This is a genomic window from Catellatospora paridis (assembly GCF_009720365.1).
Lineage (GTDB): Bacteria > Actinomycetota > Actinomycetes > Mycobacteriales > Micromonosporaceae > Catellatospora > Catellatospora paridis.
In genome coordinates, this window is record NZ_ML769316.1 from 13,821 (window position 1) to 37,560 (window position 23,740).

At 68.1% G+C, this 23,740-nt stretch carries 23 protein-coding genes and 2 pseudogenes; 13 read left to right on the forward strand and 12 right to left on the reverse strand.

Annotated elements, in window-relative coordinates; genetic code table 11:
• Positions 1–10 precede the first annotated feature (10 nt).
• Positions 11–658, reverse strand: a complete 648-nt coding sequence (locus tag F9C41_RS15720; RefSeq protein WP_155387560.1) for a class I SAM-dependent methyltransferase — start codon at positions 656–658, stop codon at positions 11–13.
• Between the two features lie 835 nt (positions 659–1,493).
• Between F9C41_RS15720 and F9C41_RS15725 the strand changes: the two genes are divergently transcribed.
• From F9C41_RS15725 to F9C41_RS15740, 4 genes are all read left to right on the forward strand, one after another.
• Positions 1,494–2,366, forward strand: a complete 873-nt coding sequence (locus tag F9C41_RS15725; RefSeq protein ID WP_230689707.1) for a slipin family protein — start codon at positions 1,494–1,496, stop codon at positions 2,364–2,366.
• A gap of 38 nt (positions 2,367–2,404) precedes the next feature.
• Positions 2,405–2,665 (forward strand): hypothetical protein, encoded by a 261-nt coding sequence (locus F9C41_RS15730; protein WP_155387562.1) that lies wholly within the window; start codon positions 2,405–2,407, stop codon positions 2,663–2,665.
• 404 nt (positions 2,666–3,069) lie between these two features.
• Positions 3,070–3,657, forward strand: coding sequence for a DoxX family protein (locus F9C41_RS15735; protein ID WP_155387964.1), 588 nt, complete (start codon positions 3,070–3,072; stop codon positions 3,655–3,657).
• A gap of 128 nt (positions 3,658–3,785) precedes the next feature.
• Positions 3,786–4,646, forward strand: a complete 861-nt coding sequence (locus tag F9C41_RS15740) for a SigB/SigF/SigG family RNA polymerase sigma factor (RefSeq protein ID WP_196279793.1) — start codon at positions 3,786–3,788, stop codon at positions 4,644–4,646.
• Between the two features lie 246 nt (positions 4,647–4,892).
• On the opposite strand, the pseudogene F9C41_RS15745 reads toward F9C41_RS15740, so the two are convergent.
• Positions 4,893–5,096 (reverse strand): annotated as a pseudogene (locus tag F9C41_RS15745) (MerR family transcriptional regulator); the annotation flags it as partial.
• A 115-nt stretch (positions 5,097–5,211) separates the two neighbouring features.
• On the opposite strand from F9C41_RS15745, the gene F9C41_RS15750 reads away from it, so the two are divergent.
• Positions 5,212–5,616, forward strand: coding sequence for a thiol-disulfide oxidoreductase DCC family protein (locus tag F9C41_RS15750; RefSeq protein WP_155387564.1), 405 nt, complete (start codon positions 5,212–5,214; stop codon positions 5,614–5,616).
• A gap of 279 nt (positions 5,617–5,895) precedes the next feature.
• Here F9C41_RS15750 and F9C41_RS15755 read toward each other — a convergent pair whose 3' ends face one another.
• From F9C41_RS15755 to F9C41_RS42170, 5 genes and pseudogenes are all read right to left on the reverse strand, one after another.
• Positions 5,896–7,164 carry a delta-60 repeat domain-containing protein gene (locus F9C41_RS15755; RefSeq protein WP_230689650.1) on the reverse strand — a complete coding sequence of 423 codons (1,269 nt, stop codon included), beginning with the start codon at positions 7,162–7,164 and terminating at the stop codon, positions 5,896–5,898.
• 833 nt (positions 7,165–7,997) lie between these two features.
• A complete protein-coding gene (locus F9C41_RS15760) occupies positions 7,998–9,164 on the reverse strand; it encodes an HTTM domain-containing protein (protein WP_230689651.1) in 1,167 nt (388 codons plus the stop codon).
• A complete protein-coding gene (locus tag F9C41_RS15765; RefSeq protein ID WP_230689652.1) occupies positions 9,154–9,873 on the reverse strand; it encodes a DUF5819 family protein in 720 nt (239 codons plus the stop codon). The genes F9C41_RS15760 and F9C41_RS15765 overlap by 11 nt, the downstream gene beginning before the upstream one ends.
• A gap of 281 nt (positions 9,874–10,154) precedes the next feature.
• Positions 10,155–10,739 carry a hypothetical protein gene (locus F9C41_RS41265; RefSeq protein ID WP_230689653.1) on the reverse strand — a complete coding sequence of 195 codons (585 nt, stop codon included), beginning with the start codon at positions 10,737–10,739 and terminating at the stop codon, positions 10,155–10,157.
• A 71-nt stretch (positions 10,740–10,810) separates the two neighbouring features.
• Positions 10,811–11,599 (reverse strand): annotated as a pseudogene (locus F9C41_RS42170) (ice-binding family protein); the annotation flags it as partial.
• A gap of 623 nt (positions 11,600–12,222) precedes the next feature.
• On the opposite strand from F9C41_RS42170, the gene F9C41_RS15775 reads away from it, so the two are divergent.
• Positions 12,223–12,846: a carbonic anhydrase gene (locus F9C41_RS15775; RefSeq protein WP_155387566.1), complete on the forward strand. Its 624-nt coding sequence runs from the start codon at positions 12,223–12,225 to the stop codon at positions 12,844–12,846.
• A gap of 65 nt (positions 12,847–12,911) precedes the next feature.
• Here F9C41_RS15775 and F9C41_RS15780 read toward each other — a convergent pair whose 3' ends face one another.
• Positions 12,912–13,178 carry a hypothetical protein gene (locus F9C41_RS15780; protein WP_155387567.1) on the reverse strand — a complete coding sequence of 89 codons (267 nt, stop codon included), beginning with the start codon at positions 13,176–13,178 and terminating at the stop codon, positions 12,912–12,914.
• Positions 13,179–13,814: 636 nt separating this feature from the next.
• Between F9C41_RS15780 and F9C41_RS15785 the strand changes: the two genes are divergently transcribed.
• Both F9C41_RS15785 and trhA read left to right on the forward strand, forming a co-directional pair.
• A complete protein-coding gene (locus tag F9C41_RS15785) occupies positions 13,815–14,657 on the forward strand; it encodes a SigB/SigF/SigG family RNA polymerase sigma factor (RefSeq protein WP_230689654.1) in 843 nt (280 codons plus the stop codon).
• Positions 14,658–14,704: 47 nt separating this feature from the next.
• Positions 14,705–15,328 carry a PAQR family membrane homeostasis protein TrhA gene (gene trhA / locus F9C41_RS15790; protein ID WP_155387968.1) on the forward strand — a complete coding sequence of 208 codons (624 nt, stop codon included), beginning with the start codon at positions 14,705–14,707 and terminating at the stop codon, positions 15,326–15,328.
• A 28-nt stretch (positions 15,329–15,356) separates the two neighbouring features.
• Here trhA and F9C41_RS15795 read toward each other — a convergent pair whose 3' ends face one another.
• Positions 15,357–16,088 carry a GAF and ANTAR domain-containing protein gene (locus F9C41_RS15795; protein ID WP_155387568.1) on the reverse strand — a complete coding sequence of 244 codons (732 nt, stop codon included), beginning with the start codon at positions 16,086–16,088 and terminating at the stop codon, positions 15,357–15,359.
• Between the two features lie 41 nt (positions 16,089–16,129).
• A complete protein-coding gene (locus F9C41_RS15800; protein WP_155387569.1) occupies positions 16,130–16,870 on the reverse strand; it encodes a GAF and ANTAR domain-containing protein in 741 nt (246 codons plus the stop codon).
• 394 nt (positions 16,871–17,264) lie between these two features.
• Here F9C41_RS15800 and F9C41_RS15805 point away from each other — a divergent pair, with 394 nt between their 5' ends.
• The 3 genes from F9C41_RS15805 (at position 17,265) to F9C41_RS15815 (ending at position 19,764) form a co-directional block, all read left to right on the forward strand.
• Positions 17,265–18,911, forward strand: a complete 1,647-nt coding sequence (locus tag F9C41_RS15805; protein ID WP_155387570.1) for a serine/threonine-protein kinase — start codon at positions 17,265–17,267, stop codon at positions 18,909–18,911.
• Positions 18,908–19,285, forward strand: a complete 378-nt coding sequence (locus tag F9C41_RS15810) for a TraR/DksA family transcriptional regulator (protein ID WP_155387571.1) — start codon at positions 18,908–18,910, stop codon at positions 19,283–19,285. The genes F9C41_RS15805 and F9C41_RS15810 overlap by 4 nt, the downstream gene beginning before the upstream one ends.
• 218 nt (positions 19,286–19,503) lie before the next feature.
• Positions 19,504–19,764 carry a Prokaryotic metallothionein gene (locus F9C41_RS15815; RefSeq protein WP_155387572.1) on the forward strand — a complete coding sequence of 87 codons (261 nt, stop codon included), beginning with the start codon at positions 19,504–19,506 and terminating at the stop codon, positions 19,762–19,764.
• A gap of 281 nt (positions 19,765–20,045) precedes the next feature.
• On the opposite strand, the gene F9C41_RS15820 is transcribed toward F9C41_RS15815, so the two are convergent.
• Positions 20,046–20,864 carry a DUF1206 domain-containing protein gene (locus F9C41_RS15820; RefSeq protein ID WP_155387573.1) on the reverse strand — a complete coding sequence of 273 codons (819 nt, stop codon included), beginning with the start codon at positions 20,862–20,864 and terminating at the stop codon, positions 20,046–20,048.
• A 423-nt stretch (positions 20,865–21,287) separates the two neighbouring features.
• On the opposite strand from F9C41_RS15820, the gene F9C41_RS15825 reads away from it, so the two are divergent.
• Positions 21,288–21,929 carry a hypothetical protein gene (locus F9C41_RS15825; RefSeq protein WP_155387574.1) on the forward strand — a complete coding sequence of 214 codons (642 nt, stop codon included), beginning with the start codon at positions 21,288–21,290 and terminating at the stop codon, positions 21,927–21,929.
• Between the two features lie 351 nt (positions 21,930–22,280).
• Here F9C41_RS15825 and F9C41_RS15830 read toward each other — a convergent pair whose 3' ends face one another.
• On the reverse strand, positions 22,281–22,691 hold the full coding sequence (locus F9C41_RS15830) for a MerR family transcriptional regulator (protein ID WP_155387575.1): 411 nt from the start codon (positions 22,689–22,691) through the stop codon (positions 22,281–22,283).
• A 55-nt stretch (positions 22,692–22,746) separates the two neighbouring features.
• On the opposite strand from F9C41_RS15830, the gene F9C41_RS15835 reads away from it, so the two are divergent.
• Positions 22,747–23,718 (forward strand): SDR family NAD(P)-dependent oxidoreductase, encoded by a 972-nt coding sequence (locus F9C41_RS15835; RefSeq protein ID WP_155387576.1) that lies wholly within the window; start codon positions 22,747–22,749, stop codon positions 23,716–23,718.
• The last annotated feature ends 22 nt before the right edge of the window (positions 23,719–23,740 follow it).

Below are 23,740 nucleotides of genomic sequence, written 5' to 3' on the forward strand. Positions count from 1 at the left end.
GGCAGCGGAATCAACCATGAGCGTCCATGAGTAGAGTGCGGATCAGCGCAGTCGACTTCGTCTCCCATGCTCCCAGCCGCGGCCACGGGCAGCTGTACCGAAGGACTTCCTCGCCGGGCCAGTTGAACGGCGGCCTGAGGACGTCGACGGGACGCATGAGCCCCGCCGGCACGTCTGCGTTGACGTCCCCGATGCGCGCCACTGTGCCATCGGGTCGATGCAGTTCTGATGCCACGGTGTTGGTTACCAGGGCCACGTAGAACCGTCCGAGGAACCTGGATATGCGGTCAATCTCACTGTTCGGGAGATGCTGCAGGACGTCCTTCACGATCAGAAGATCCGCGTGGGGCAGTTCGTCCTCGTCGCTCAGCTGTGCGAATCGGACATTATCAAACTGGAAACGCTGTTGATTTCGCAAGATGACCGATTCCACGACGTCGACGCCGAGGTACCCTACGCGACTCCAATCGATCAAACTCGACGAGCGCCAATCTCCGCAGCCGAGGTCGATCACGGTTACTATGCGGTTCTCGACAATGAATCGCTCGAGGAACATGCGATACCGCTCGGTATTGGCGGGATCGGAACCCGCACCGGAACCGTTGGTCCACAGATCATCTCGATAGATCTGCTCGAACACACTCGCCAGCGGGTGCACGTGCTACCTCCTGGGAGCCGGGTTTGCGGTACGGCCCGACGGAGCACTCGGCGAGGCGTGATAAGCGTCTTCCGTCCGAGCCTCGTCCTCTGCGGCAGCGCGCCGAGCGTCATCGCCGACCACTACCCACTCGGCACCAGCCCCTCGTCGGTGACGAGCGCTGAAGACGCACGGCAAAGCACCGGCGCCGTCCCGCTACTCATAGTATGCGTGCCGGTCAGGCCCGCAGGGGGCGAGCGAGCGCCACGACCACCACGCGTGTAAGTAGCGCATCAGCGTCGCCGGATCATGACCCATCCGCTCAGCGACCTAGTGCACGCTGCACCCGGGTTTTCCGGCCGGGCCGGGCGTGCTCCCACCGGCGGCGCGCCCCCGCGTAGTTGATCCAGTAGCTGGTGGGGTTCGGGCTCTGGTGCGGCAGCTCGCCGTCGACGAAACGCTCGGACTCAACCGCGGCGACGACCGGCCGCACAAGCGCGGCAAGATCCGCGAATACCTCCCCGGCCGCCTGGGCCGGCGCTCGGTCGTTATGGGGAGGCGCGAGCACCTATACGTGGCCGAAGTTCGTCCGATGAACGTTGTTGGACACTGCACTGATACGAGGCGGGGCACCAACGAACGGAACCTGTCATGCCTGCAGAGGTAGAGTTGAGTCGTTACCCGGGACTGTCACCCGCCGTCGGCGGATGAGCTGTTGAGACTGTCTACGCTAGCCCGCGAACCGCTGATCGTGGCAAGCCGTTGTGCGCCCCTGGCGGGATGCACCCCCGGGCCCCTCGGGAGGGGAACATCCATGTGGCCCTCATGGCTCATCGTCACCATCATCGTCTTGCTCGTGCTGCTGTCGGCCGCGCTCAGCATCCGTGTCGTCCAGCAGTACGAGCAGGGCGTGCTGTTTCGGCTCGGACGTGTCGTCGGCGTCCGCAAGCCCGGCTTGAACCTCATCATCCCAGTTATCGACGTCCTGCGCCGAGTGAGCATGCGCGTCGTCACCATGCCCATCCAGTCCCAGGGCATCATCACCCGGGACAACGTCAGCGTCGACGTGTCGGCGGTCGCGTACTTCCGCGTCGCCGACGCGGTCAAGTCGGTCGTGGCGATCGAGAGCGTACAGGCCGCCATCAACCAGATCGCCCAGACCACCCTGCGCAAAGTCGTCGGTCAGCACACCCTCGACGAGACGCTGGCCGAGACCGACCGCATCAACGTCGACATCCGCGAGATCCTCGACAGAACCACAGAGGACTGGGGCGTGATCGTGACCCTGGTCGAACTCAAAGACATCCAGCTGCCCGACAGCATGAAGCGGGCTATGGCCCGCCAGGCCGAGGCGGAGCGGGAGAAACGAGCAAAGATCATCGGCGCGGAGGGAGAGGTACTGGCCGCCGACGCGCTCGGCGCCGCCGCCGACATCATGATGGCCCATCCACTCGCCCTGCAGCTGCGCAACCTGCAGAGCCTGGTCGAGATCGCCGTCGACAAGAACAGCACCGTCGTCTTCCCGTCTCCGCTGATGAGTACGATCGGCGAACTCGGCACCTTCCTCGCGCGGGAGGCCGCAGCAGCGAGGATCCCGCCTCCGGCGCCGACACCGCCGCCACCGGTAGCCCCCGCCGGAAATCTTGCCACGCCGTCCCCCACGGGCTACCAGGCAGCTGTGGCAGGCACACCGCCACAGGCGCCGGATGCAACCGGCACGCCTCACTGATCCCAGCTCTCGGACCTACGCCAACAGAGGCACGGGCGTTGAGCTTCGCCATACTCGCGCCGATCTCGATCTCGGCCGCCCTCGGCCCGCGGCCTCGCCAGAGTGAACGCAGCGGCAAGCTCATCGACTACGCGGTCGACACGATCCTCGTGGGTCGGGAACGACAGGCAGGGCCTGGTCTTGAAGCACGCGCGGTACAACCGGGAGGCCAAGGCGAACGCCGTCGTCATCAACTCACCAACGTGGTGTCCGTCGGCGTACCGAAGACCGACAGCAGTTCGCCCGGTCAGTATCTGTGACAGCCGAGAGAGCCGGTGGCACGGGTGGTCCTCGACCGCGCCTACCGCAAGGACGGCCCTCAGCGCGCAGCCGGGCGACAACAACCCCCGCGTATTGCCCACTCGCCGCCCCACTTACGCCCGGCGGGAGAAGGGCGTACGGTATGGATGTCGCCCGGGTCCCCGGTGGCTGTCCTCCGCCGCCGCCCATCCACGACCCGCTCCCGGCCGGAATCCGTTCACCCGCCGCACCTCCGGCGGTCCGCCTGGCATGTCGGTCGTCGCCACCGCGAGCACTCTCGTGTGCGCTCACGCCGCGGGAGCCTGATCCGTAAGCCACAGCGAGGAACGTGAGTGCGATGGGCGACATCGCCGACGATCACGACAGCATCAACCACACCCCCATGCCGAGCACCGCTCCACTCATGACGGTGCCGGACACCGCCGCCCGCAGGGCCGCCGACAGCAGACACACGGTGCCGACCGGCAGGCACGCCCTGCCACCGGTCGCACCGCTCCCGCAGGAGCACTCCCCCGCCGTGCGTTACCTGCTCGCCGGCATCCGGATCGCGCTCGGCTGGATCTTCCTCTGGGCGTTCCTGGACAAGCTGTTCGGCTGGGGCTCGGCCACTGCGCCGGCGAAGTCCGTGCTCAACGGCGGCAGCCCCACCCAGGGCTTCCTCTCCTCAGCCAAGGGCCCGTTCAGCGGGCTCTTCCACTCGATCGCCGGCGGCTACCTGACCGACCTGCTGTTCATGGCCGCGCTGCTCGCCATCGGCAGCGCCCTGATCCTAGGCATCGGCATGCGAGCAGCCGCGACCGGCGGCGCCGTGCTCACCGTCCTGATGTGGGCCGCGGTCCTCCCGCCGACCAGCAACCCGTTCCTGGACGAACACCTCGTCTACGCGGCGATCCTGATCGTCCTGGCTCTGCTCGACGCCGGAGACACCCTCGGCCTCGGCCGGGCATGGTCCACGACGTCACTGGTGCGACGGGCCGCCTGGCTCCGCTAGGCACCGGCGCAGCCGTCGGTCGCCACAGCGAGATCTTTCCTGGTCCGCCGACCGCGCCGGGCACCCTGACCCGGGTGGCGTCCGACAGGCGCTGCTCCGCCACATCCACGACAGGTCAAGAGGTCGACATGGTCACCAACGTGTACGTCACCACCAAACGCCTCCGGCCGCCGGAGCAACCTGATCGCTGGCAGCCACGGAAACGGGCCCGGGCCGAGACCACAGCGGAAACGGACCTGGGGCGGTCGAGCGAGACCGATCCCCTGCTGGTGTCGCTGCACGCGATACCTGCCGGGGACCCGGCCAGGGCAGGCGCACGCAGCAGCGCCATCGAGTGGTATCTGCCCATGGCCAGCTATCTGGCCCGTAGGTTCCGCAACTACAGCGAACCCCTCGACGACATCACCCAGGCCGCGGTCATCGGACTGATCAAAGCGATCGACAGGTACGACCCCAGCCGCGGCGTCCCCTTCATCGGATACGCGTTCCCCACCATCCTCGGCGAAATCCGGCGGCACTTCCGCGACACCACCTGGGACATCCGGGTGCCCCGCCGCATCCAGGAGCTGTACCGGGAGCTCGCCGTGGTGACCGACGAGCTGACCCATGAACTGCTGCGCCCGCCGAGCACGGTGCTGCTGGCCGAACGGCTCGGGGTCAGCGAACAGGATGTGGGCGTGGCCCGCCTGGCCGCCCACTCCTACCGGCTGCTGTCGCTGGACCAGCCCCGCACGGACCTTGACGGGGAGCAGGACGGACAGCTGACCGACATGCTCGGCGTCCAGGATCCCGCCCTGGCGTCGGTCGAGAACCGGATGCTGCTGCGGCACCGGCTGTCCCGCCTGTCCGAGCGCGACCGGCGCATCATCGTGCTGCGTTTCGACGCGGAGCTGACCCAGTCGCAGATCGCGGCACACCTAGGCCTGTCGCAGATGCACGTCTCGCGGCTGCTGTCCCGCACACTGTCCCGGCTGCGGCTGATGGCATGACCCTGACCGCCTCCCGTCCCGCCCTCGCCGATTCGGCCGGCCGCGAATGCGGGGACGCCTGCACGTCTACGCCTGCTTCGTGGTCGTGGTCTGCGGTGTCGTCCCATCCACGCCTGTACGGCCGCGGCCTGCCACCACATCGCGATCTACTTCGCCGTCTTCGCCTGAAGGATCGCCCCTCGCAACCCGCTGCCGGCGCTCAGCGCTCGCCGGGCCTGTGTTCGGCTTCGTGCCACCGGTGAGCTCCAGGGCCTCGGAGAGCTGGTCCTCGAGGATGATGATCCGGCAGGCGGCCTCGACCGGAGTGCCCTGGTCAGTGATCCCCCGAACCCGCGCCGCCAGCCGCAGCTCATAGCGGGAGTGGCGGCGATGGCTGCCGTCGGATCGTGCCGGGACGAACAGCTTCGCCTGTTCCAGCGACCGCAGGAACCCCGCCGTCACGCCGATCATCTCCGGCCCGAGGTCTGCTCGGTCGCCTCGCGTGCGGCGGTGGCGGCCGACAGTATGTCTTGATCTACGGGCATGTCGCGTCGCGCCCGGCGGTTTGGCGAGGGACGATGTGTCCGTGAGACTGACCTTTGTCTTCGACGGTGATTGCGCCTTCTGCACCACATGCGCGAATTTCGTCAACCGCCGGGTCCCGACGAATGCCGCGGTGGCGCCGTGGCAGCGATCGGATCTCGCGAGGCTGGGCCTGACCCGGGAACAGTGCCTGGAGGCGGTGCAGTGGGTCGAGCCGGGCAATGCCGCACTCGCCGGTCCGGACGCGATCGGTGCGCTGCTGCGTTCGAGCAATGCCGCCTGGCGGCCGCTGGGCCGGCTACTCGGCGTGCGGGCCGTCAGCGCGGTGGCCTGGCCGATCTATCGCTGGGTCGCCCGTCACCGCCACCAGTTGCCCGGCGGCACTGCCGCATGCGCCGTACCCCCGCCGGTCCATGCCGCCCCGCCCTCGCGCACCCCGTCGGCGTAGCCTCGCCCCGCGCCGCCCGCGTTCCACTCGGAACCGCGTCACAAACAGTTGGCGATGGTGAATACCTCTCTCGGGGTCAGGTTGGCGCGGCCAGGGTCTGCCGCCCTGTTGCCCGGACGCACCGTCGAACCAGAGTCCTGACAGCAGGAGGCCATGACGCGCCACAACCCGGCTGTAGTTGGCCTGATGGGCGGGAGCGGTCCGGCATCGGACGTTGTGTCCTGATACCGGACCGCTCCCGGCCCAGCCTGCTACGGAGCCACACCTACCTCGGAGAGGTCATGCCGTAGGGAACAGGCCGATCCGGGCGTGGTACTCATGGCCCAGCTCGTCGGTGTCGGAGCCGACCAGCAGGCCCTGTGGGCAGCGCACGAATGCCCGCACGCCCTGTCCCCGGCTGCGGGTCGGGTTCCAGTCCAGCGCCCGTCCGGTCTCCGGGTCGAGGGCGGCGATGCCGGAGCGGTCCACCGCGCCGGGTCCCTTGTGCTTCACCCCGTACGGGTTGTCCTGCCAGCGCTGGTGGCCGCCGACGTAGACGGCCGGTCCGGTCGCCTCGACCGCGTAGAGCGAGTGCCCGCCGGTGTGGTTCACCCACGTCGGCGGGTGTTCGCCGGAGCCGTACGCCTCGAACCTGGCCGCGGCATTGCATGGCAGCTCGGGCGAGCCGGAGTCGTGCCCGGTGGTGACCACCACGAAGTAGCTACCGTCCGGCGCGAAGTCGATCCCGCGCAGGTAGGTGTCGAACCGCGGGCTGCAGCGGGTGCGGTAGAACTCGGTATGCCACTCGGAGACGACCGCCTGCGGCCCGGTCACGTCGAGCATGACCAGCTGGTGCCGCGCCTGCCCGCGCGCCTGGGCGAAGTTGCCGATCGCGACCAGGCTGGCGCCGTCGGGTGACAGTGCCATCGACTCGACCCGTGGGCGGGTGCGCACCGGCTTGGCGAGCTCGGCGTCGAAGTCGGGGTCTACCTGGCCGTCGGCGAGGTCGAGGCGGGCCAGGCCGCTGCGCCGTACGTCGCCGATCCGGTCGAACGACCCGCCCACATAGAGGTGGCGGCCGTGGACGGCGAGCGTTCGCACGTCACCGTCGACCGGTGTGCGCAGGTGCGGGGACACCTCGCCCGTGGTGACGTCGACGCGGGCCAGCGAGCGGCGCCGGTGTCCGTTGACAGTGGTGAAGTCGCCGCCGACGAACACGCTGCCGTCGGGACCCTCGGCCAGTGCCCACACGGGACCGTCCAGGTCCACTCGCAGGTCGGTGACCTTGCCGTCGGACAGCCGGAACGCCATCAGGTTGCGCCGGTGGATGGTGGAGCGGCTGTGGGCATGGGTGGTGCTGCTGAAGTCGCCGCCGACGATTACCGTGCCGCCGACCATGCCCATCGCCCAAACCCGACCGTCGGTGATGTGCGGGGTCCAGTTGACCGGGTTCTCGGAGACCTCGGCCTGGCTTCTGGCCTGCTCTTGGACTTCGGCCGGCGCGCCGGGCCATTCGTCGGCTCGGGCCGTGATGCGGCTCAGCGAGCCGACTACGGCCGCCGGCAACACGGCCGGCGCTGGTCTGGATGATGTCTCTTCGGCCGCCGCGAACGCCTCGCCCGAAGGCATCAGCAACGACACGGCAGCCGACAACGTGAGTAACGTGCGCATTGCCTCATATTTACCCAAAGGTGAAGTTGGCGCACGAAAACGGCGAAGGATTCCAAAAAAGAGCGTGGAGGTCTGTGACTGCCGCATCCGGAGCCTTGCAACCGGGTCACCTTGAAGAACATCACCATCGGGCGCACCAGTACCGTCGACGCAATTAGCAGCGTCGACGGCGGCACGCCGAGCGGCGACCTGCCCATGTGCTGAATCGCGAACGCTCCGAGGTCACGGCCCCACCGGTGCCCGGGGCGTATTCACCAGGCTCCGGCCCAGACCGCGTCAATGAGGGTGAGGAAACTCAGCGCGAATTTCGCACACGGTTCGCAGGTCATCTGTGAGATCGAGGTCGACTCCGCCGATGACCCGGCCGATTACGGTGTCGATTGCCTGCCCGGCGAGGACAGCGTCGAAGGAGGCCGAACCGCCGCAGCGTTGGCACGCTGTCCACGTGCCCCGAACGCGCCACACAGCGGATCTGCCGGTACAACTTGACCGATCCTGATGAATGCACGTGTAGGCATTGCCCGTGGGGGAAGCCGGCTACGCCGGCGATGTGCGGCCGTGCGCAGTCACGGCTGCGCGTTGAGGTACCGCATACCGACACCGCCGGCGTGGGCGTAGTCATGAACCTGGACCAACCTGGTGACAACGGCTGAGTCCACACCAGCGCCCTGGAGAGATCCACGCCAGCGTGCGGCACGACGACACGCCGATCGCCGTGTACAGCCTGCCCATTACGCTGCGACGTCAGCGTCGTGGGCGTCGTGGGCGACGGCGACATCTCGTCTGCTACCGGATCGCCCCGGCGCTACCAATGACCGCGAACGCCGCCAAACCGACCAGCCGGCTGTCCAGGTCCGCGATGTCCGTGCCATGAACAGGTAGAAGCGATCCGGCAGGAATACGGCATCGGCGATGATCATTGCTGCGGAGAAGAGTGGAAGCCCCATGATTACGGCTATGCCGATGTGCAAACCGAGCAGCATGGCCAGGACTATGTACTTGAACCTGCTGAACAGGACGAACGGGAAGGCCACCTGCAGCAGCACGGTCATGTAACAGGCGACGGCGACCAGCAGCGGATGGCTGTCGACCATGAGCGACAACGTGGGCCACGGCCGGAACAAACCTTGGTTCAGCACGTAGTGCAGTGCGGTGCCGTTGCCCCAGGTCGCGCCCTGCACCTTGTAGAGCCCGGCGCATCCGTAAAGTATGCAGACCTGTGCCGCGATGACGAACATGGCGCAGTTGTGCAGCACCGTGCTCATCATCTGGCGGGCGAGTCCGAGTCCGAACCATAGGTTCGGCGCCGCCGGAGCCGCGGACAGGGGCCCGGTGTCGGCAGCGAGGCCCCTGAGCCGAGTCCTTCGCGCGTCCAGGGACCACCGCCGGCCGCAGGCGGTGAACATGAGATATATGGCCATCAGGACGACGAGGTTGTCGCCTCCGTCGCCCATGTAGATGGCCCTGGCGTGGAACGAGGCCACCACTGCCGCGAACAGGATAGACGTGGCTCTGGTCCGCCAGCCGAGCACGAACAGCGCACACGTGAGCAGTGCTGCGGCGTAGCAGGCCTCGAAGTATGCCCGGCTGTCGGACAGGGTCAGAATACTGGCCCAGCCCGACTGGTCGAACAGTTCCCTGGCCAGCGCGGGCGTCCACGCGGAACCGGGGCCCCAGATTTCGTCACGGTGCGGGAACTCCCTGAGCAGGAAGGTCAGGTAGAACAGTCCGTATCCGATACGCAGCACCGCCGCGGCGTACAGGGAGACCGCCTGCTCGGTAAGAACAGCACCGAACGCAGCAAGACCGTCGTGTGCTCGCTGCCTGGTCGTCTCGCCGGTCCGCGGCTCGGCGCGCCGTGGCGCGGGCGCCACAGGTGATCCCTGCTTAGTTTCCATCGGATGTCACCGTCCACCAGGGCAGCTCCCTGACGTCGGCAGGCGGCGCTGCCGGGCGGGGTTGCCCCACGTCGGCCCGCGGCATGATGGGCCGAGTGATGACGCGCAACTGAATGGCCTCGAAGGGAGCGGGGCGGTGCGCGGTGAGGCGGCCCACGGCTATGTTGCGCAGGTATTTCTGCATCATCAGTGCCCGTTCCGAGTGTGGCTCGTCGTCGTTGCCGTGCGTGTCGAGGTAGGTGATCCAGGCCCGGCGCAGCAGATTTTGTGTGGTATGGCTGGGAAAGACGTTGTGCTTGACGGCGAACTCGTCCACAGCGGTCAGATCGAACCAGTCGCTGACCTCGATGCTGCCGTCGGTGGAGGTATGTGTGGTCCGTACGGAGATCTGACTTGTGGCTGTTTCCGGATCCGGAGCGAACAATTTCCAGTTCTGTTCGAAGAACGGGTAGATCCACGCGTTGATCTGGCTGTCGTACCGTCTCGAGATCTCGTTCGAGGGTGTGACGTACAGAAATACCAACAGCACGTGGACAAGGGACGTCATCACGCACAGCGCCACCGCGACGCCCATCGCCGCCCTGACCAGTTGCGGCGGTTCCACATGTTGCGCGCCGTCGTTGCTGGCGCGGTCGACCAGCCGCGGCTCGGTTCCTTCACGCCGTGTGTTCAATTTCCACCACCGCATGCCCCGCACCCGTTCCTCCATTCCGGCTCGGCGCCGGTCACCCTGCTTGTTCGCAGTTTCCGGGCTCCCCACCCGGCCGGGGAGCCCGGCACAGGCGAACACCCCGCCAACTACGGGGCGGTCGGGCGCCCCGTCCCGCGCCCGTCTGTCGGGACGCGGGCCCAGGAAGGCGCGCGACGGTGTCGTAACGAACCGTCGCGCGCCCCTGGCCCCATCCGGCATCCGGCCCGCGACCGGCTCAGGCGCTCACCTTCGCCGGGAAGCATCGGCCGCCCACTGCCAGCCCCACAGACCCTGGGTACCTAACCCGCAGTTCGCGCCGCCGGTTGAGTACACAACTCTGCTACGGCCTCCACGGGTCGTTGCCACCGCTGTGCCCACCGGTGCCGCCGCCGTGCCCGCGCCCACCGCCGGTGGTGCCGCCATATCCGTGCCCGCCGCCGGTCGTGCCGCCATATCCGTGCCCGCCGCCGGTCGTGCCGCCATGCCCATGTCCGCCGCCGGTCGTGCCGCCCGTCGTGCCTGCAGTCGTCCCAGCTGTCGTGCCAGCTGTCGTGCCAGCTGTCGTGCCAGCTGTCGTGCCAGCTGTCGTGCCAGCTGTCGTGCCAGCTGTCGTCCCAGCCGTCGTCCCAGCTGTCGTGCCAGCTGTCGTGCCAGCTGTCGTGCCAGCTGTCGTGCCAGCCGTCGTGCCAGCCGTCGTCCCAGCTGTCGTGCCAGCCGTCGTCCCAGCCGTCGTGCCAGCCGTCGTGCCAGCCGTCGTCCCAGCCGTCGTCCCAGCCGTCGTCCCAGCCGTCGTCCCAGCCGTCGTCCCAGCCGTGGTGCCTGCAGTCGTGCCTGCCGTGGTGCCTGCCGTGGTGCCGGCCGTCGTAGTACCACCCGTGCCACACAGCGGCCGGATGATCGTGTTTCTATCCATCGTCACGGCAGCGCCGCGCGCCAGGGCCCGGCCCTGGATAGTCGCCCCTGTCTTCAAAGCGATTGATTCCAGAGCCATGATCGTGCCCACAAAAGTGGTGGTCGTGTCGAGAGTCGCGGAGCTTCCGACTTGCCAGAACACATTGCACGGCTGAGCCCCGTTGATCACGAGCACGCGGCTCGCGGGGGACGTGATCAGGGTCGACGCGATCTGGAAGATCCACACCGCGTCGGGGTTGCCTTGAGCATCCAGCGTGAGAGTGTCGGTGAGGCCGACGGCGCCGCCGGTGTAGACACCGGGGGTCAGCGTGAGGCCCGCGAGGTCCGTCGGAGCAACGCCGGTGGATGTTTGCCCCGCAGCGTTGTTGTATGCCGTCGTCAGGTCTACCTGTGCCCCAAGGCAGACGGCGTCGTTTCCGGTATGGATCACACCGTGCACATTCGGGGCACCGGTGACTGCCGTGCCCGGGCATACTCCGAGGTCTCCAAAGATCTCGGTGGGAGGGATATTGGTGACCGTCGTGTTGGCCAGAACCGCGAAACTCTCCGCGGTGCCGAGATTCGGGGCTGTCGCAAGCGCATAGGCCCGTGTCGGAACCATCGCCAACGCGGCGACGGCGGCCACCATCGTGAGGCCAGCCGCGAACCAGGCGGAACGTGTGCGCCAGTATGGCGCTGTCGAGACTTGCAGTGTCATTAGCGGAACTCCTGTGGAATGTGTACGAACTCTCAGCAAGCTCGTCGTGACCCGCTCACTGCCCGCCTCCGGATGCAGGCATCGCTGGCCGTTGGCCTGCGTCCCAAGAAGGTGAGGGCGCAGGTGATCGGACATAACAACTAATACCTGACCTTAATGGCTAATACGGCTGACTCGTTTACTTTGCCCCATTAAGTGCGATAAACCCTGAAAGGTGATTTTTTCTCACCATCCGGTTCGTGGCGCACAGGCCGGCCCGTAGCGCCGTCAGCCTGCGTAGCCACCGCGGTGGTGGAACCGCGGCGACGGCCATGCACGACGGTCCGCCTGACCAGGCAGCACCCTCCGAGCACGTCGCGTACGCCCCGACCGGCAGCGTGAACAGCTCGAAATGCTCTCCCCCGGCGCGCTTCAACTCGTCGTGGGTGTCGCAAGCCGCGACCCGGTCCTGCGGGGCGACTGGTGTTCGCCGTCACGACGCGGACGTCGTCCGTCGGCGATGACGGGCGTTCACCCCTGGACGCCCGTTCCTCAACTGCTGGCCGACGTAGCCGCTGACCCGTGGTCCGATATCGTCAAAGCCGATCACCAGGGCCGCGTGTTGGGCGCAGGCTGAACCAGGCACTCGCTGCCGTCGGTTGCGGCGTTGGCGACCAGTTCATGACCGGTGCATGTAACCGGGGGAGGCGGTACGAGCGGCAAGTTGCCGCCTTTTCGGAATGAGTTGTGCGCAGACCGGGTTGTCGTAGCCTTCGATCATGACTGACGGCACGCCGCTGAGCGCCTCCCAGGCCATCGAACTGCTGCTGGCCGGCAACCAGCGCTTCCTGCGCGGCACGCCCGAGCATCCCAACCAGGACGCCACGCGCCGCGCCGAGACCGCACCGGGCCAGCGGCCGTTTGCCGTACTGTTCGGCTGCTCCGACTCACGCCTGGCCGCTGAGATCATCTTCGATCGGGGGCTGGGTGACCTGTTCGTGGTCCGTACCGCGGGTCACGTGGCAGGGCCGGAGGTGCTGGGCAGCATCGAGTACGCCGTGAGCGTGCTGGACTGCCCGCTGGTGGTGGTGTTGGGCCACGACTCGTGCGGTGCGGTCGCCGCGACCCGTGAGGCCCTGGCCGACGGAATCACCGCCACCGGGTACGTGCGAGACATCATCGAACGTGTCACACCGAGTGTCCTGGCGGCCCGCGCCGCCGGGCTCACCGGCGACGACGACATCATCGCCGAACACATTCGCCACACCGTCGATCTCCTGCTGCACCGATCACGGGTACTCGCCGACCAGGTCGCCGACGGCCGGACGGCAGTGGTGGGACTGTTCTACCGGCTGGCGGACGGTAGTACGCGAGTTGTCACGTCCCACGGCCTGTCGCCGTAGCGACTGCCGGTACCGCAATGCCGATGTTTGTCGGCCCCGTCGCAGCGTTCGTCGGCGTTAGGCCGTCAAGGCCGGCTTTCCATCGGTTTCGTGGCGACCAACGCCATGACAGCGACGGGGACCAGGACGAAGACCGTGCCAACCTCCACCCAGGGGACGTCGGTACGCCGGCGCCCGATCACGACTTGGGGCAGTGCGAGCGTCAACCATGCCAGGCCCACACCGTCGACGACCATGATCCGGTTCTGCCGGTCCGGGCCGCTGTTGAACGGCTGTGTTTGTACGAGGAACGGCGTCGCGACCGGGCTCGCCAGCGGAAGTGAGGTTTTCACGCGACGGCGACACCTACTCTGGTATGAGTCGGCAGCGGGTGCCGCAGCGGCTGGCTGAATGGGGGTCGACGAGATGGCTGTCGGAAAGTTGCTGCTGGTCGCGGGAGCGGTCGGCGCTGCCGCCGCGGGTGTCCGGGTGATGCGAAAGCGCCGGCGCGAACGGTCCGTTCGGACGGCGCACGAGCCCTTCGTGTCCGAGCCGAGTGTTCTGTACGCCGAGACGGTAGAGCGCGCGACCCATGTCGAGCCGACTGCGAAATCACAATGATGATCATCCTTGGCAAGGCTGGCCGACCGGGCCTCTGCTGGGATGTCTACACGGATAGTGAGCAGCCGCGTTTGGCAATCCCTTGCGTGGGTAGCTGCCCAGCTCGAGCGCCTACGCGAGCAGGTCCAGCGTCACCTGCCTGCGCCCGTGCGTCATCGCGACGGTTGACGCATCGCGCCGGCCGGCGTCGGTATTTACAGTGCCAGGTTCGCGTGCGTCCCACACTGATCAGGGCTAGGCTCTTCGGCCCGGAATCGACGCTTTCGGATGGGTGCGGTGTGCTGTGCGTCGGGGTACAGTCACCGTGTCACCCTGGTCCTCGGTGGCGGTTCGGTTCATCCGGATTCGCCAGCCGTTGGAGGGTCGACATGACCACATCCCTGCATGTCACCGCCGCACCGCCCCGGCCGCCCGAGCAGCCCGACCACTGGCAGCCCCGGCGGGGAGCCGGGAAGCCCGCGGACATCGCCGCCGACTGGCCGAGCGAGGCCGATCCGCTGCTAGCCATGCTGCACGCCCTGCCCGCAGATGACCCGGGGCGGCCTGCCGCGCGAGCCAGGGCCATCGAGTGGTACCTGCCCATGACCGGCTACCTCGCCCGCCGGTTCACCCGCCGCGGCGAGCCCTTCGACGACATCACGCAGGCGGCGGTCATCGGGCTGATCAATGCAGTCGACGGATATGACATCACCCGCGGCATTCCCTTCACCGGCTACGCGACCCCCACCATCCTCGGCGAGATCAAGCGGCACTTCCGCGACAGCACCTGGGACGTTCGGGTGCCGCGCCGTTTGCAGGAGCTCTACCTTCAGCTCGCCACGGTCACCGATGAGCTGACCCGTGATCTGCAGAGCTCGCCGAGCTCGGCGCAGCTGGCCGATCGGCTCGAGGTGAGCGGGCACGAGCTGGGCGTCGCCCGTCAGGCCGGTCACGCCTACCGGCTGTTGTCGCTGGACAAGCCCCGAACCGACGGCGACATGGAGCTGTCGGAGTCGTTAGGGGCGTGGGATCCCGCCATGGGGACCGTGGAGAACCGGATGCTGCTGCAGCGGCGGCTCGCCCGCCTGTCGGAGCGTGACCGGCGCATCATCGCCATGCGTTTCGACGAGGAGTTGACCCAGGTGCAGATCGCGGCGCAGCTGGGCGTCTCGCAGATGCACATCTCGCGGCTACTGGCCCGCGCACTGTCCCGGCTGCGGCGGATGGCGTGACCCTCACCGCGCGTCGACCCGCGCTCTCCGATTTCGGCCAGCCGCGGATGCGTGGCCGGTTGCACGCGTACGGCTTCTTCGTCGCCGCGGTCTGCGGCGTGGTCATGGTCGGTGTGGCCGCCACCAGGCCGGGCGTCGCACCGGTCGTCAGCACCGCGATCTACAGCGTCACCGTCTGCGCGCTGTTCGCCGTCAGCGGGCTCTACCACCGCCGGGTCTGGAGCGAACGAGGCTACCAGGCCATGCGTCGCCTGGACCATGCGATGATCTTCGTGTTCATCGCCGGCACGCACACACCACTGTCTGTGCTGTTGCTCAGCCAGGCCAAGGCGACGGTGCTGCTGTCGATCGTCTGGGCCGGCGCGCTGGCCGGCGTCACGATGTCGATGATCTGGCCGCACGCTCCCCGCGCGGTCTCCGCACCGCTTTATCTGGCTCTGGGCTGGGCGGCTGTCGCGATCCTGCCCGAAGTCGCGCAGGTGGCCGGGGTGCTCGCGCTGGTCATGCTGGCGCTGGGCGGTGTCGGCTACAGCGTCGGCGCGGTCCTGTTCGCGCTGCGCCGACCGGAGCCGTGGCCTGCGGTGTTCGGCCACCACGAGGTGTTCCACGCCTGCACGCTGGTCGCCGCGCTCTGCCACCACGTCGCGATCTACCTCGCCATCTTCGCCTGACCGGACCTGATGCAATATCCCGCCTCGATCACGGGCGGGTGAGGTCCGGGATGCTGGCAAGGTCGGTGGTGATGGTGTGTGCGACCTCGCCCAGGCGCAGGTTGTTGCTGCGGCAGTAGGCGCGGATCAGTGCGAACGCCTCGTCCACACTGACGCCACGCGACTGCGCAACAGCGCCCTTGGCCTGCTCGATGACGATGCGGCTGTTCAACGCGCCCTGCAGCTGCTCGCTGAGCCGCTCCCCGCGGCTGATGGCCCGCTCCTGGAGCAGACCGATCGAGGCCACGTCAGCCAGGGCCTGCACGATCTCCACATCGGTGTCGTCCAGGCGCCCCCCGACGTGACTGCTGAACACGTTCATCGCACCGATGCGTTCGGCGCGCAGCCGCAGCGGGAACGCGTGCACTGAGCGGAACCCGGCCTGCACGGCGCGGGGCGCGAACAGCGGCCAGCGCCCGGCGGCCTGCTGCAGGTCGGCGTTGACCACCGGAGTGCCGGTGCGGAACGCGTCCAGGCACGGGCCTTCTTGATTCTGGACCTGGAACAGCTCCAGCAGCTTGACGTTCTCGTCTGAGGCCGCCATGAACTCCAGCCGGCCGTGCTGGTCGGCCAGCAGCAGCCCGACGGGCGAGGCGTCCAGCAGGTCTGCGGTGCGGCCGGCGAGCAACTGGAGGAACTCGATCAGATCGAACTCGTCCACGAGGGTGTCGGCGATCTCGACGAACACCCGTGCGAGCCGCTGCGCGGATACGGTGGTCATGGCTGCCTCCTCCCCTTTCCCAGGGTGGTTGAAGTCGTCGTTCATGGCTGTGGGGTGTCGAAACTGAGGCGGCGGGCAACGACATCGGCGGCGACGTCGTACAGGCGCAGGTCGTGGACGTAGGCGTGCGCACGCATCCGCACCATCGCCTCGGCAAGGCTCACCCGCAGCTGGACCATGACCATCCCCTGGGCCTGGAACAGCTCGGCCCGTGAGCCCAGCGGATCGTCGAGCCAATCGTCGGCCACGCCCACGCGGGTGTTGTCGTGCCCGTCGAGCAGGGTCGACACCGCGACCTCGGCGAAGGTGAGCGCCAGGGTGAGTTCGTCGGGTGACAGCATCCCGGCCTCGGTCCGGAACACGTCCATCACCCCGAGGCGGGCGGCACCGATCTGCAGCGGGAACGCGAACACCGCCCGCACGCCCTCGGCGTGCACCGCGGGGGCGTAGACGGGCCAGCGGGCCATCGCGCCATCGCCCAGATCAGGGATCAGGACCGGGCGCATGGACCCGTACGCATCGATGCACGGCCCTTCGCCGAGGGTAAGTTGCAGCTCTTCCAGGCGTTCGGTGGCCGCATCGGAAGCCGCTGTCACGCCCCGCAGCCCGCCGTCGGCCATAACGGTCAAACCGGCGCCTGAAGCCGACAGCGCGCGCCCCGCGGCGCCGCACAGCCGCCGCATACCGGCGGCGACACCGTGCTCGTCGTCGTCGGATGCGAGCTCGCGCCCGATGAGCGCTTCCACCTGGGCGTACCGATCCGCCACGGTCTCACCCACCATCCTTGGTGACACCGTCGTCGACGGGTGGTGATCCACCTGCCAATTCGACGCGTGACAGCTGCTGCATCGCCTCACCCTCAACTGAGCTTATGCCGCCGAGGGCCAGGGCAGCTAAGCCGGCTGCACCGGCATCGGGCGCAACGTACCACTCCAAAGCCCGCAATTACCGTTCTCGATCAGGCGATGCGAACTCGTGTCACGCCGGAACCGGACATCGGCGTACACTACGCACATTGGGCCAAGTGATTGACCTCTGCCCCAGACCTCGGCAGCCCGCCAGGACGCGCCAGAGGTGAGGTATGAACAAGCCGCCCGACAACCCGATGATCATCATCGTTCCTGCCGTGCCCACCGACGAGCAGTCCGTACAGCTCGCGCCGACCTCAACGCCGGTATGAACATCGGGACAGGGGCAGACGACAGTCTGCGGCTCGACGACCGGTACTGGCTGATCAAGCAGGTAGGGGCCGGCGGGATGTCGGTGGTGTGGGACGCCCACGACGAGGTCCTGCAGCGGCAGGTCGCGGTCAAGCTGCTCGCGCCCGGCGTGGCCGCGGACCCGGCGCTGCCCCGCCGGCTGCTGATGGAGGCCAGGGCGGTTGCCGCGTTACGCCATCCGAACATCACCTCCGTGTACGACTTCGGTGTGCACCGCGCCGATGACGGCACCCTGACGCCGTATCTGGTCATGGAGATGCTCGACGGCGAACTGCTGTCGCACGTGTTACGCCTCGGCCGGTTGCCCTGGCGCGAGGCGGTCAGCGTATGCGCGCAGCTGGCGGCGGCGTTGACGGCTGCGCACGCGGCCGGGATCGTGCACCGCGACGTGAGCCCGACCAACATCATGCTCACGTCTACAGGTGTGAAGGTCCTGGACTTCGGGATCTGCGCTCTGATCGGCGACGAGCAGCACAGCGGCGACGACATCGTCGGGACCGCGCCATACCTCGCGCCGGAACGCCTCACCCGAGGCCAGGTCACCGCCGGCGCCGACGTGTACGCAGCCGGGCTGGTGCTCTACCGGTGCCTTTCCGGGCGCCTGCCCTGGGACGCGGGCACCGTCACTGAGGCGCTGTACGCCCACGCCCACGTGCAGCCGCGACGCCTGCCGCAACTGGACCTGCCGCGAGCGATCGAGGACGTCTGCAACCGGTGCCTGGCCCGCGAACCGCACCACCGCCCGTCGGCAGCCGAGCTGGCACAGATCCTGTCCCGCGAGGTCGAACGCATCGCCGTCGCCACGCCACGGCCGGACGAGGTTCCCGCCCGATCCCCCGCCGGCGACGGCGAGACGAAGACCATCGCCCTCGACATGCCACGCCTACATCTGCCACGTCGGCGAGTCCTGGTGGGTGCCGCCGCACTGTGCGCCGTACTCACGCTCGGCTACCTCTGGTATCCGCCCGGCTCGCCGACGGCAACGGCGCGGGCCGACACCGCGAACCAGGTGTCGTGCTCCATCGTCTACAGCGCCGACTACACCAACGACCGCCAGTTCGCCGCGGCGGTGACCGTGACCAACACCGCACAAGACCCACTCGACCAATGGATTCTGCAGTTCTGGCTACCCAGCGGCGAGACCGTGGCCGGCACCCCACCAACCAGGACAGCCAAACGGCAGGCGACCGACGCCGCGACCATCCACGTCGGGCAGCAGGGCCGCCAGGTGACGGTCACGAACCTGTCCGCCCTGCCCTCAGGGCTCCCGGCCGCGCTGACGTTGACCGGCCGGCACGCCGGCATACGCAGGCAGCCGCCCGCCGGGTTCACCCTCAACGCCAGACACTGCGACGCCACCGTCACCATGCGCACCGCCGCACCACCGCCGGCCGCACCCGTGACCATCGCACGGGCGACATCACCGGGTGAGTCGCCACCGCGACCGCACAAGTCGGCGAAGCCTCAGGGCAGGCATCCGCACGACGGCACGGACACGCAAGCAGCAGCCCGGCGTCCGTTGAGTAACGCGCGCTGCGGACCCCGCACCGCGCAGACCGCCACCTCGCCACCCATCCCCGACATTGGAGTGCCACAGAGATGACGACGGCAGTAAGCAGCGCCATCGACAGAGCCCCACTCGCGATCGAGCTACTCGACAGGCTCGAAGAGGTCACCATCGAGTATGAAGGCCAACTGGCCAGAGCGGCAGGGCTGCGACGTGGGCAGACGGCCGATGCCGCCAACACGGCAGACAGCAGCGTGAACGCGACCGACATCGAGAACGAGGAACTGGTCGCGCGTAGCCTCCAGCAACGGCGCGACCAGCTCATCGAGGCGCTCACACGCCTCCGGGACGGCACATACGGCACCTGCGCCACCTGCCGCCAGCCAATCTTGGCCGAGCGTCTGCTCGCCTCACCCTCGGCCACTCTCTGCGTGAGATGCCAGACCGCAGCGGAACGGCATCCGCGATAGAAGCGAACCCTCGACGCAACGGCCACCAGCCGTATCGACCACACAAGAACAACTACGGTCGCGGATCGGGGCTGATGTGGGGCATGCCGGCCCGCCGGCGACCACCCGACGCACCGCTTTGGCTCTGCGACGCAGCGGCAGATCAAAACAGGTGTTTCACCCCTGACAGGTTTGTGTCGACCGGACACTGGGAGAGGTGCTACCGATGGGAGGTTGTGATGGGGACCTGTGAGGTCTGCAAGAACGACTACTGGCGGTCGTTCGAGGTGCACACGTCCGGGGGCGCAGTGCACGTCTTCGACTCGTTCGAGTGTGCGGTGAACATGCTGGCTCCGGCTTGCGAGCACTGCGCCACCAAGATCATCGGGCATGGCGTGGAGGTGTCCGGGCACTTCTACTGCTGCGCGCACTGCGCCCGCTCCGCCGACGCACGGGAGGGCTCCAAGATCCGCGATGCGGTAGGGGTGCACCCCGGCTGAGGCCGCCAGCGGCGTATCGAGACCGGCAACTCGTCGACCGCCAAGGCGAAGGCGTGAAGACCTGACGGCGACGTCCCCAACCCTTGGATCACACGATCGCCGACATCGAACAAGGCCCGTTCGTAACCCCTCCGGCCGGTGTGAGGGCGAGGAACTGGTCCAGAGCGGTGTTGCTATGGGCGGCGCGCATTGTCATGTCGGGGCTGGCGGTGGGCATGGTCGGGACGCGTGCCGCTTCCGATGTGTTCAATCCGGGCGTCCATGCACTTGTTGCGGCCGGGCTACATCCGGCGGTATCGCGACTGGAGCATCGCGAACAGGCCGAAGGCCACGAAGCCGAGCGCCACCGCGGTGAGCAGAAACCTCCCGAACGGCTGCGCCAGGATCGTCTCCAGCGCGCCGTCCAGTCCCTGCGCCTTCTGCCGGTCGTAGGTCACCGTCGCATAGCTGAGCAGGCCTCCCACCACGACCAGCGCCAGCCCTTTGGCGATGTACCCGACCTGGCCCAATCTCTCCACACCCTCGCGGGCCGCTGGCGACATCGACGACGTGCCGATCTCCTCGGTGAAGGACTTCCGCACACCCTTGACCACCCCTGCCACGCCGACGCCGACAACGATCAGCCCGGCGGCCACGACGATCACCCGCCCGCCCGGCCACGCCAGCACACCCGACGTGGTCCTCTCCTGCGACTGCGAGCTCGACGATCCGGAGCCGAGCGCAACCACAGCTGCGCTGACCCCCAACGCGGCGTAGACCACGGCCTTGGCCCCACTGGCGACCTGCTTGCGGACCCGCTTGGCGCCTGCACTGTTGCGACAACCCCAGACGGCTTCACTGGCCTGCCAGAGCGCGAGCGCCACCAGGCCGACCGCGACCAGCCAGAGCAGGACCTTACCGAACGGCTGAGCGGCCAGTGTGCCCATCGCGCCGGAGGTGTCAGCGCTCTTGCTGCCCGACGCCCCCCACGCGATCTGCAGCGCCAGCCAGCCGATCAAGAGGTGCACAACGCCGTAAGCGACCAATCCGACGCGCGCGGGCACCTCGAGCGACTTGCTGTCGCCGGCCTGTTCAGCCTTGCGGCCGGCCTTGGTTGCCATCACCGCCGGTGCTCCCCTGAATCATGAGCACCACGCCCACCACCCCTCGAGTTAGAGCAGCTGGATCGTAAGGAAGAAGCCCAATACCAGCAGTATGACTCCAAAGAGTCTCGCCGTAGCTGCCAGCGGAAACCATGATGTTTAGGTGATCTTGATCGACGGCTCGTATTCTGTACCGGAGTACGGGCCTATCGTCGTGGTCGTGTAGCTGACCACCGCTGACCAGGCATAGGTGCCCGAGGCATGCACCGTGCCCACCGGCGAGCCGCCGCTACGGTTGGCCGAGTTCGATGACCTGTTCGCCGCCGCATTGTGCGATCAGCAGCGGATGTTGCCTACCGCGCTGCCGTGGTGGCACGACCCGGTTGCCGAGCCGACAGCCCGGGATCCGACCGGATCCTGCCGCAGGTCCAGGAGGTCGCGATGGCACGCATACCCCACCACACCACGGAGCTGGAGCGCAGCAACGAGGGTTCCGGCCTGGCCCCGCCACCCGACCACGGCCACTGGTTCCCACCGGACGAACGGGACACGGACATCCGATCGGAGCAGCACGACCCGGGCTTCGGCCGGCAGGCGGACAGCACCGAGACAGGCCCGCAGCCGTTCTCCCTGGCCCAGGCGTTCGAACCGGCCGAGGTGGTCCACGGCGCGCTGCGCGGTGCGATCGCGGCCATGGCCATGAGCGGCCTGCGCAGGTTCACCGTGGAGATGGGCTGGGCTGGCCAGCCGCCTCCGGACGCGATCGTGAAGCAGAAGACGCCCGGCCTCGTGCGGGGCAAGACGACCGGCGAGCGCAGAGCGATGATCGAACTCTGCCACTGGGGTTACGGCGCCGTCGGCGGGGCCGGTTTCGCGCTGCTTCCCCGGCGTATCCGCCGCCGCGCCTGGTCCGGCCCGGTCTTCGGGCTGCTGCTGTGGGCCGGGTACGAAACGGTCGTCGCCCCGGTCCTCGGTATCGCGCGCCGCCCCGGAGCCAAGCTGTCCCAGCGGTTGTCGCTGGCAGCGGACCACCTGCTCTACGGGTTCGTGCTGTCGCACACCCGCCGGCGCCCGCCGCGCTGACCGGACGGACCGAACGGACGGCCAGCCTTTCAGGATCCGTCACTGGTTGAGCTGGCAGATGCTGAAGTTAGTGCACCCGGTGAGCCAGGCGCAGCTCCAGCGGTCTACCCGCGCCCGCCGCACGCCGACGGCGGCCACCGCGCCGGGCGTGCAGCCGACCCTACCGGCCGGCGACCCACGCCGGACCCACCTCGGCCAGGACCAGCCGCAGATGCTGCCGGGAGATGCCCGTGAACACCGGATGGCTGAAAGCACGGCGAGCCCAGCGACGCGACATCCAAAGAGGATCTGCGATCGGCTCGGGAGCCGACACCGTCAGCTATTGCACTCAAGATCGCAAACAGGGCGCCGTCACGGCGGCCCCCACAGGTCTCCCGCATTGCCCTGCGCCAGGTGCTCCTCGTACACGCCGACCTTGAAATCGATCACTTCGAGGCAGGCGGACAGCTCCGCGATCCGCTCCACTACCACATCCCGATGCTCACGCAGCAGCTTGAGACGGATGTGCTCGTTGCCGACTCCCTGCCGCACTAGCTCGGCGAAGCGCCGGATCGTGGCCAGCGGCATTCCCGACGCACGGAACCTCATGCAGTACTCCAGCCACTCCACGTCCCACGCCGAGTAGACGCGTCGGCCGCGCCCATCGCGCCGCACCTCACCCGCGAACAGACCCTCCCGCTCGTACAGGCGCAGGGTGTGCACGCTCAGGCCGGTCCGCGCGCAGACCTGGCCGATAGTCAGCTCACTCGCTGCCGCGGTCATGCGCCGAGCGTACGCCGTTGACCTAGACCCGGGTCGAGCATCTAACTTCGGGTTCATGACCACACCGCAGCGCGGGATCGGCTCGGGTTTCGACGCCCGCAGCACCACCGACGACGTTCTCAAAGGGATCGACCTGTCCGGCAAGACGGCCATCGTCACCGGCGGATACTCCGGCCTCGGGCTGGTGACGACACGCGCACTGGCTAGTGCGGGCGCCCACGTCGTCGTCCCCGCCAAGCGACCCGAGCTCGCCAGGCAAGAGCTCGACGGGATCGACGGGATCGAGATCGACGCGCTCGATCTGGCCGATCTCGACAGCGTCCGCGGGTTCGCCGAGCGCTTTTCCGCCTCCGGCCGCGATGCCGACATCGTGATCAACAACGCGGGCATCATGGCCTGCCCCGAGACTCGGGTCGGCCCAGGTTGGGAGGCGCAGTTCGCGGTCAATCACCTCGGCCACTACGCGCTGATCAACCGGATCTGGCCCGCGATCGCCCGCGCCCGCGGCCGGGTCGTCGCCGTCTCCTCCGGTGCCCACGGCATCACCGGCATCCGCTGGCACGACGTGCAGTTCACGACGGACTACGACGGCTGGCAGGCGTACGGCCAGGCCAAGGCCGCCAACGTGCTCTTCGCCGTGCACCTCGACAAGCTCGGGCGCGACGCCGGCGTCCGGGCGTTCGCGCTACACCCCGGTGCCATCCTCACCCCATTGCAGCGTCACCTGTCCACAGACGAGATGGTCGCCGCAGGCTGGATCGACGAGGACGGCAACCTGGCCGACCCGACCTTCAAGACCCTCGAGCAGGGCGCGGCGACGCAGGTGTGGGCGGCGACCTCACCGCAGCTCGCGGGCATGGGCGGCGTGTACTGCGAGGACTGCGACATCGCCGGCCCGGCAAGTGACTCGGGCGGCGTGCACGCCCACGCGACAGACCCCGCAGAGGCGGCGCGCCTGTGGGAGCTGTCGGCCGAGCTCACCGGCGTGGACGCGTTCAGGTCCTTGGCCGCGACGACAACCGGCTGACGTCGAGCGCGCTCGCCCGACA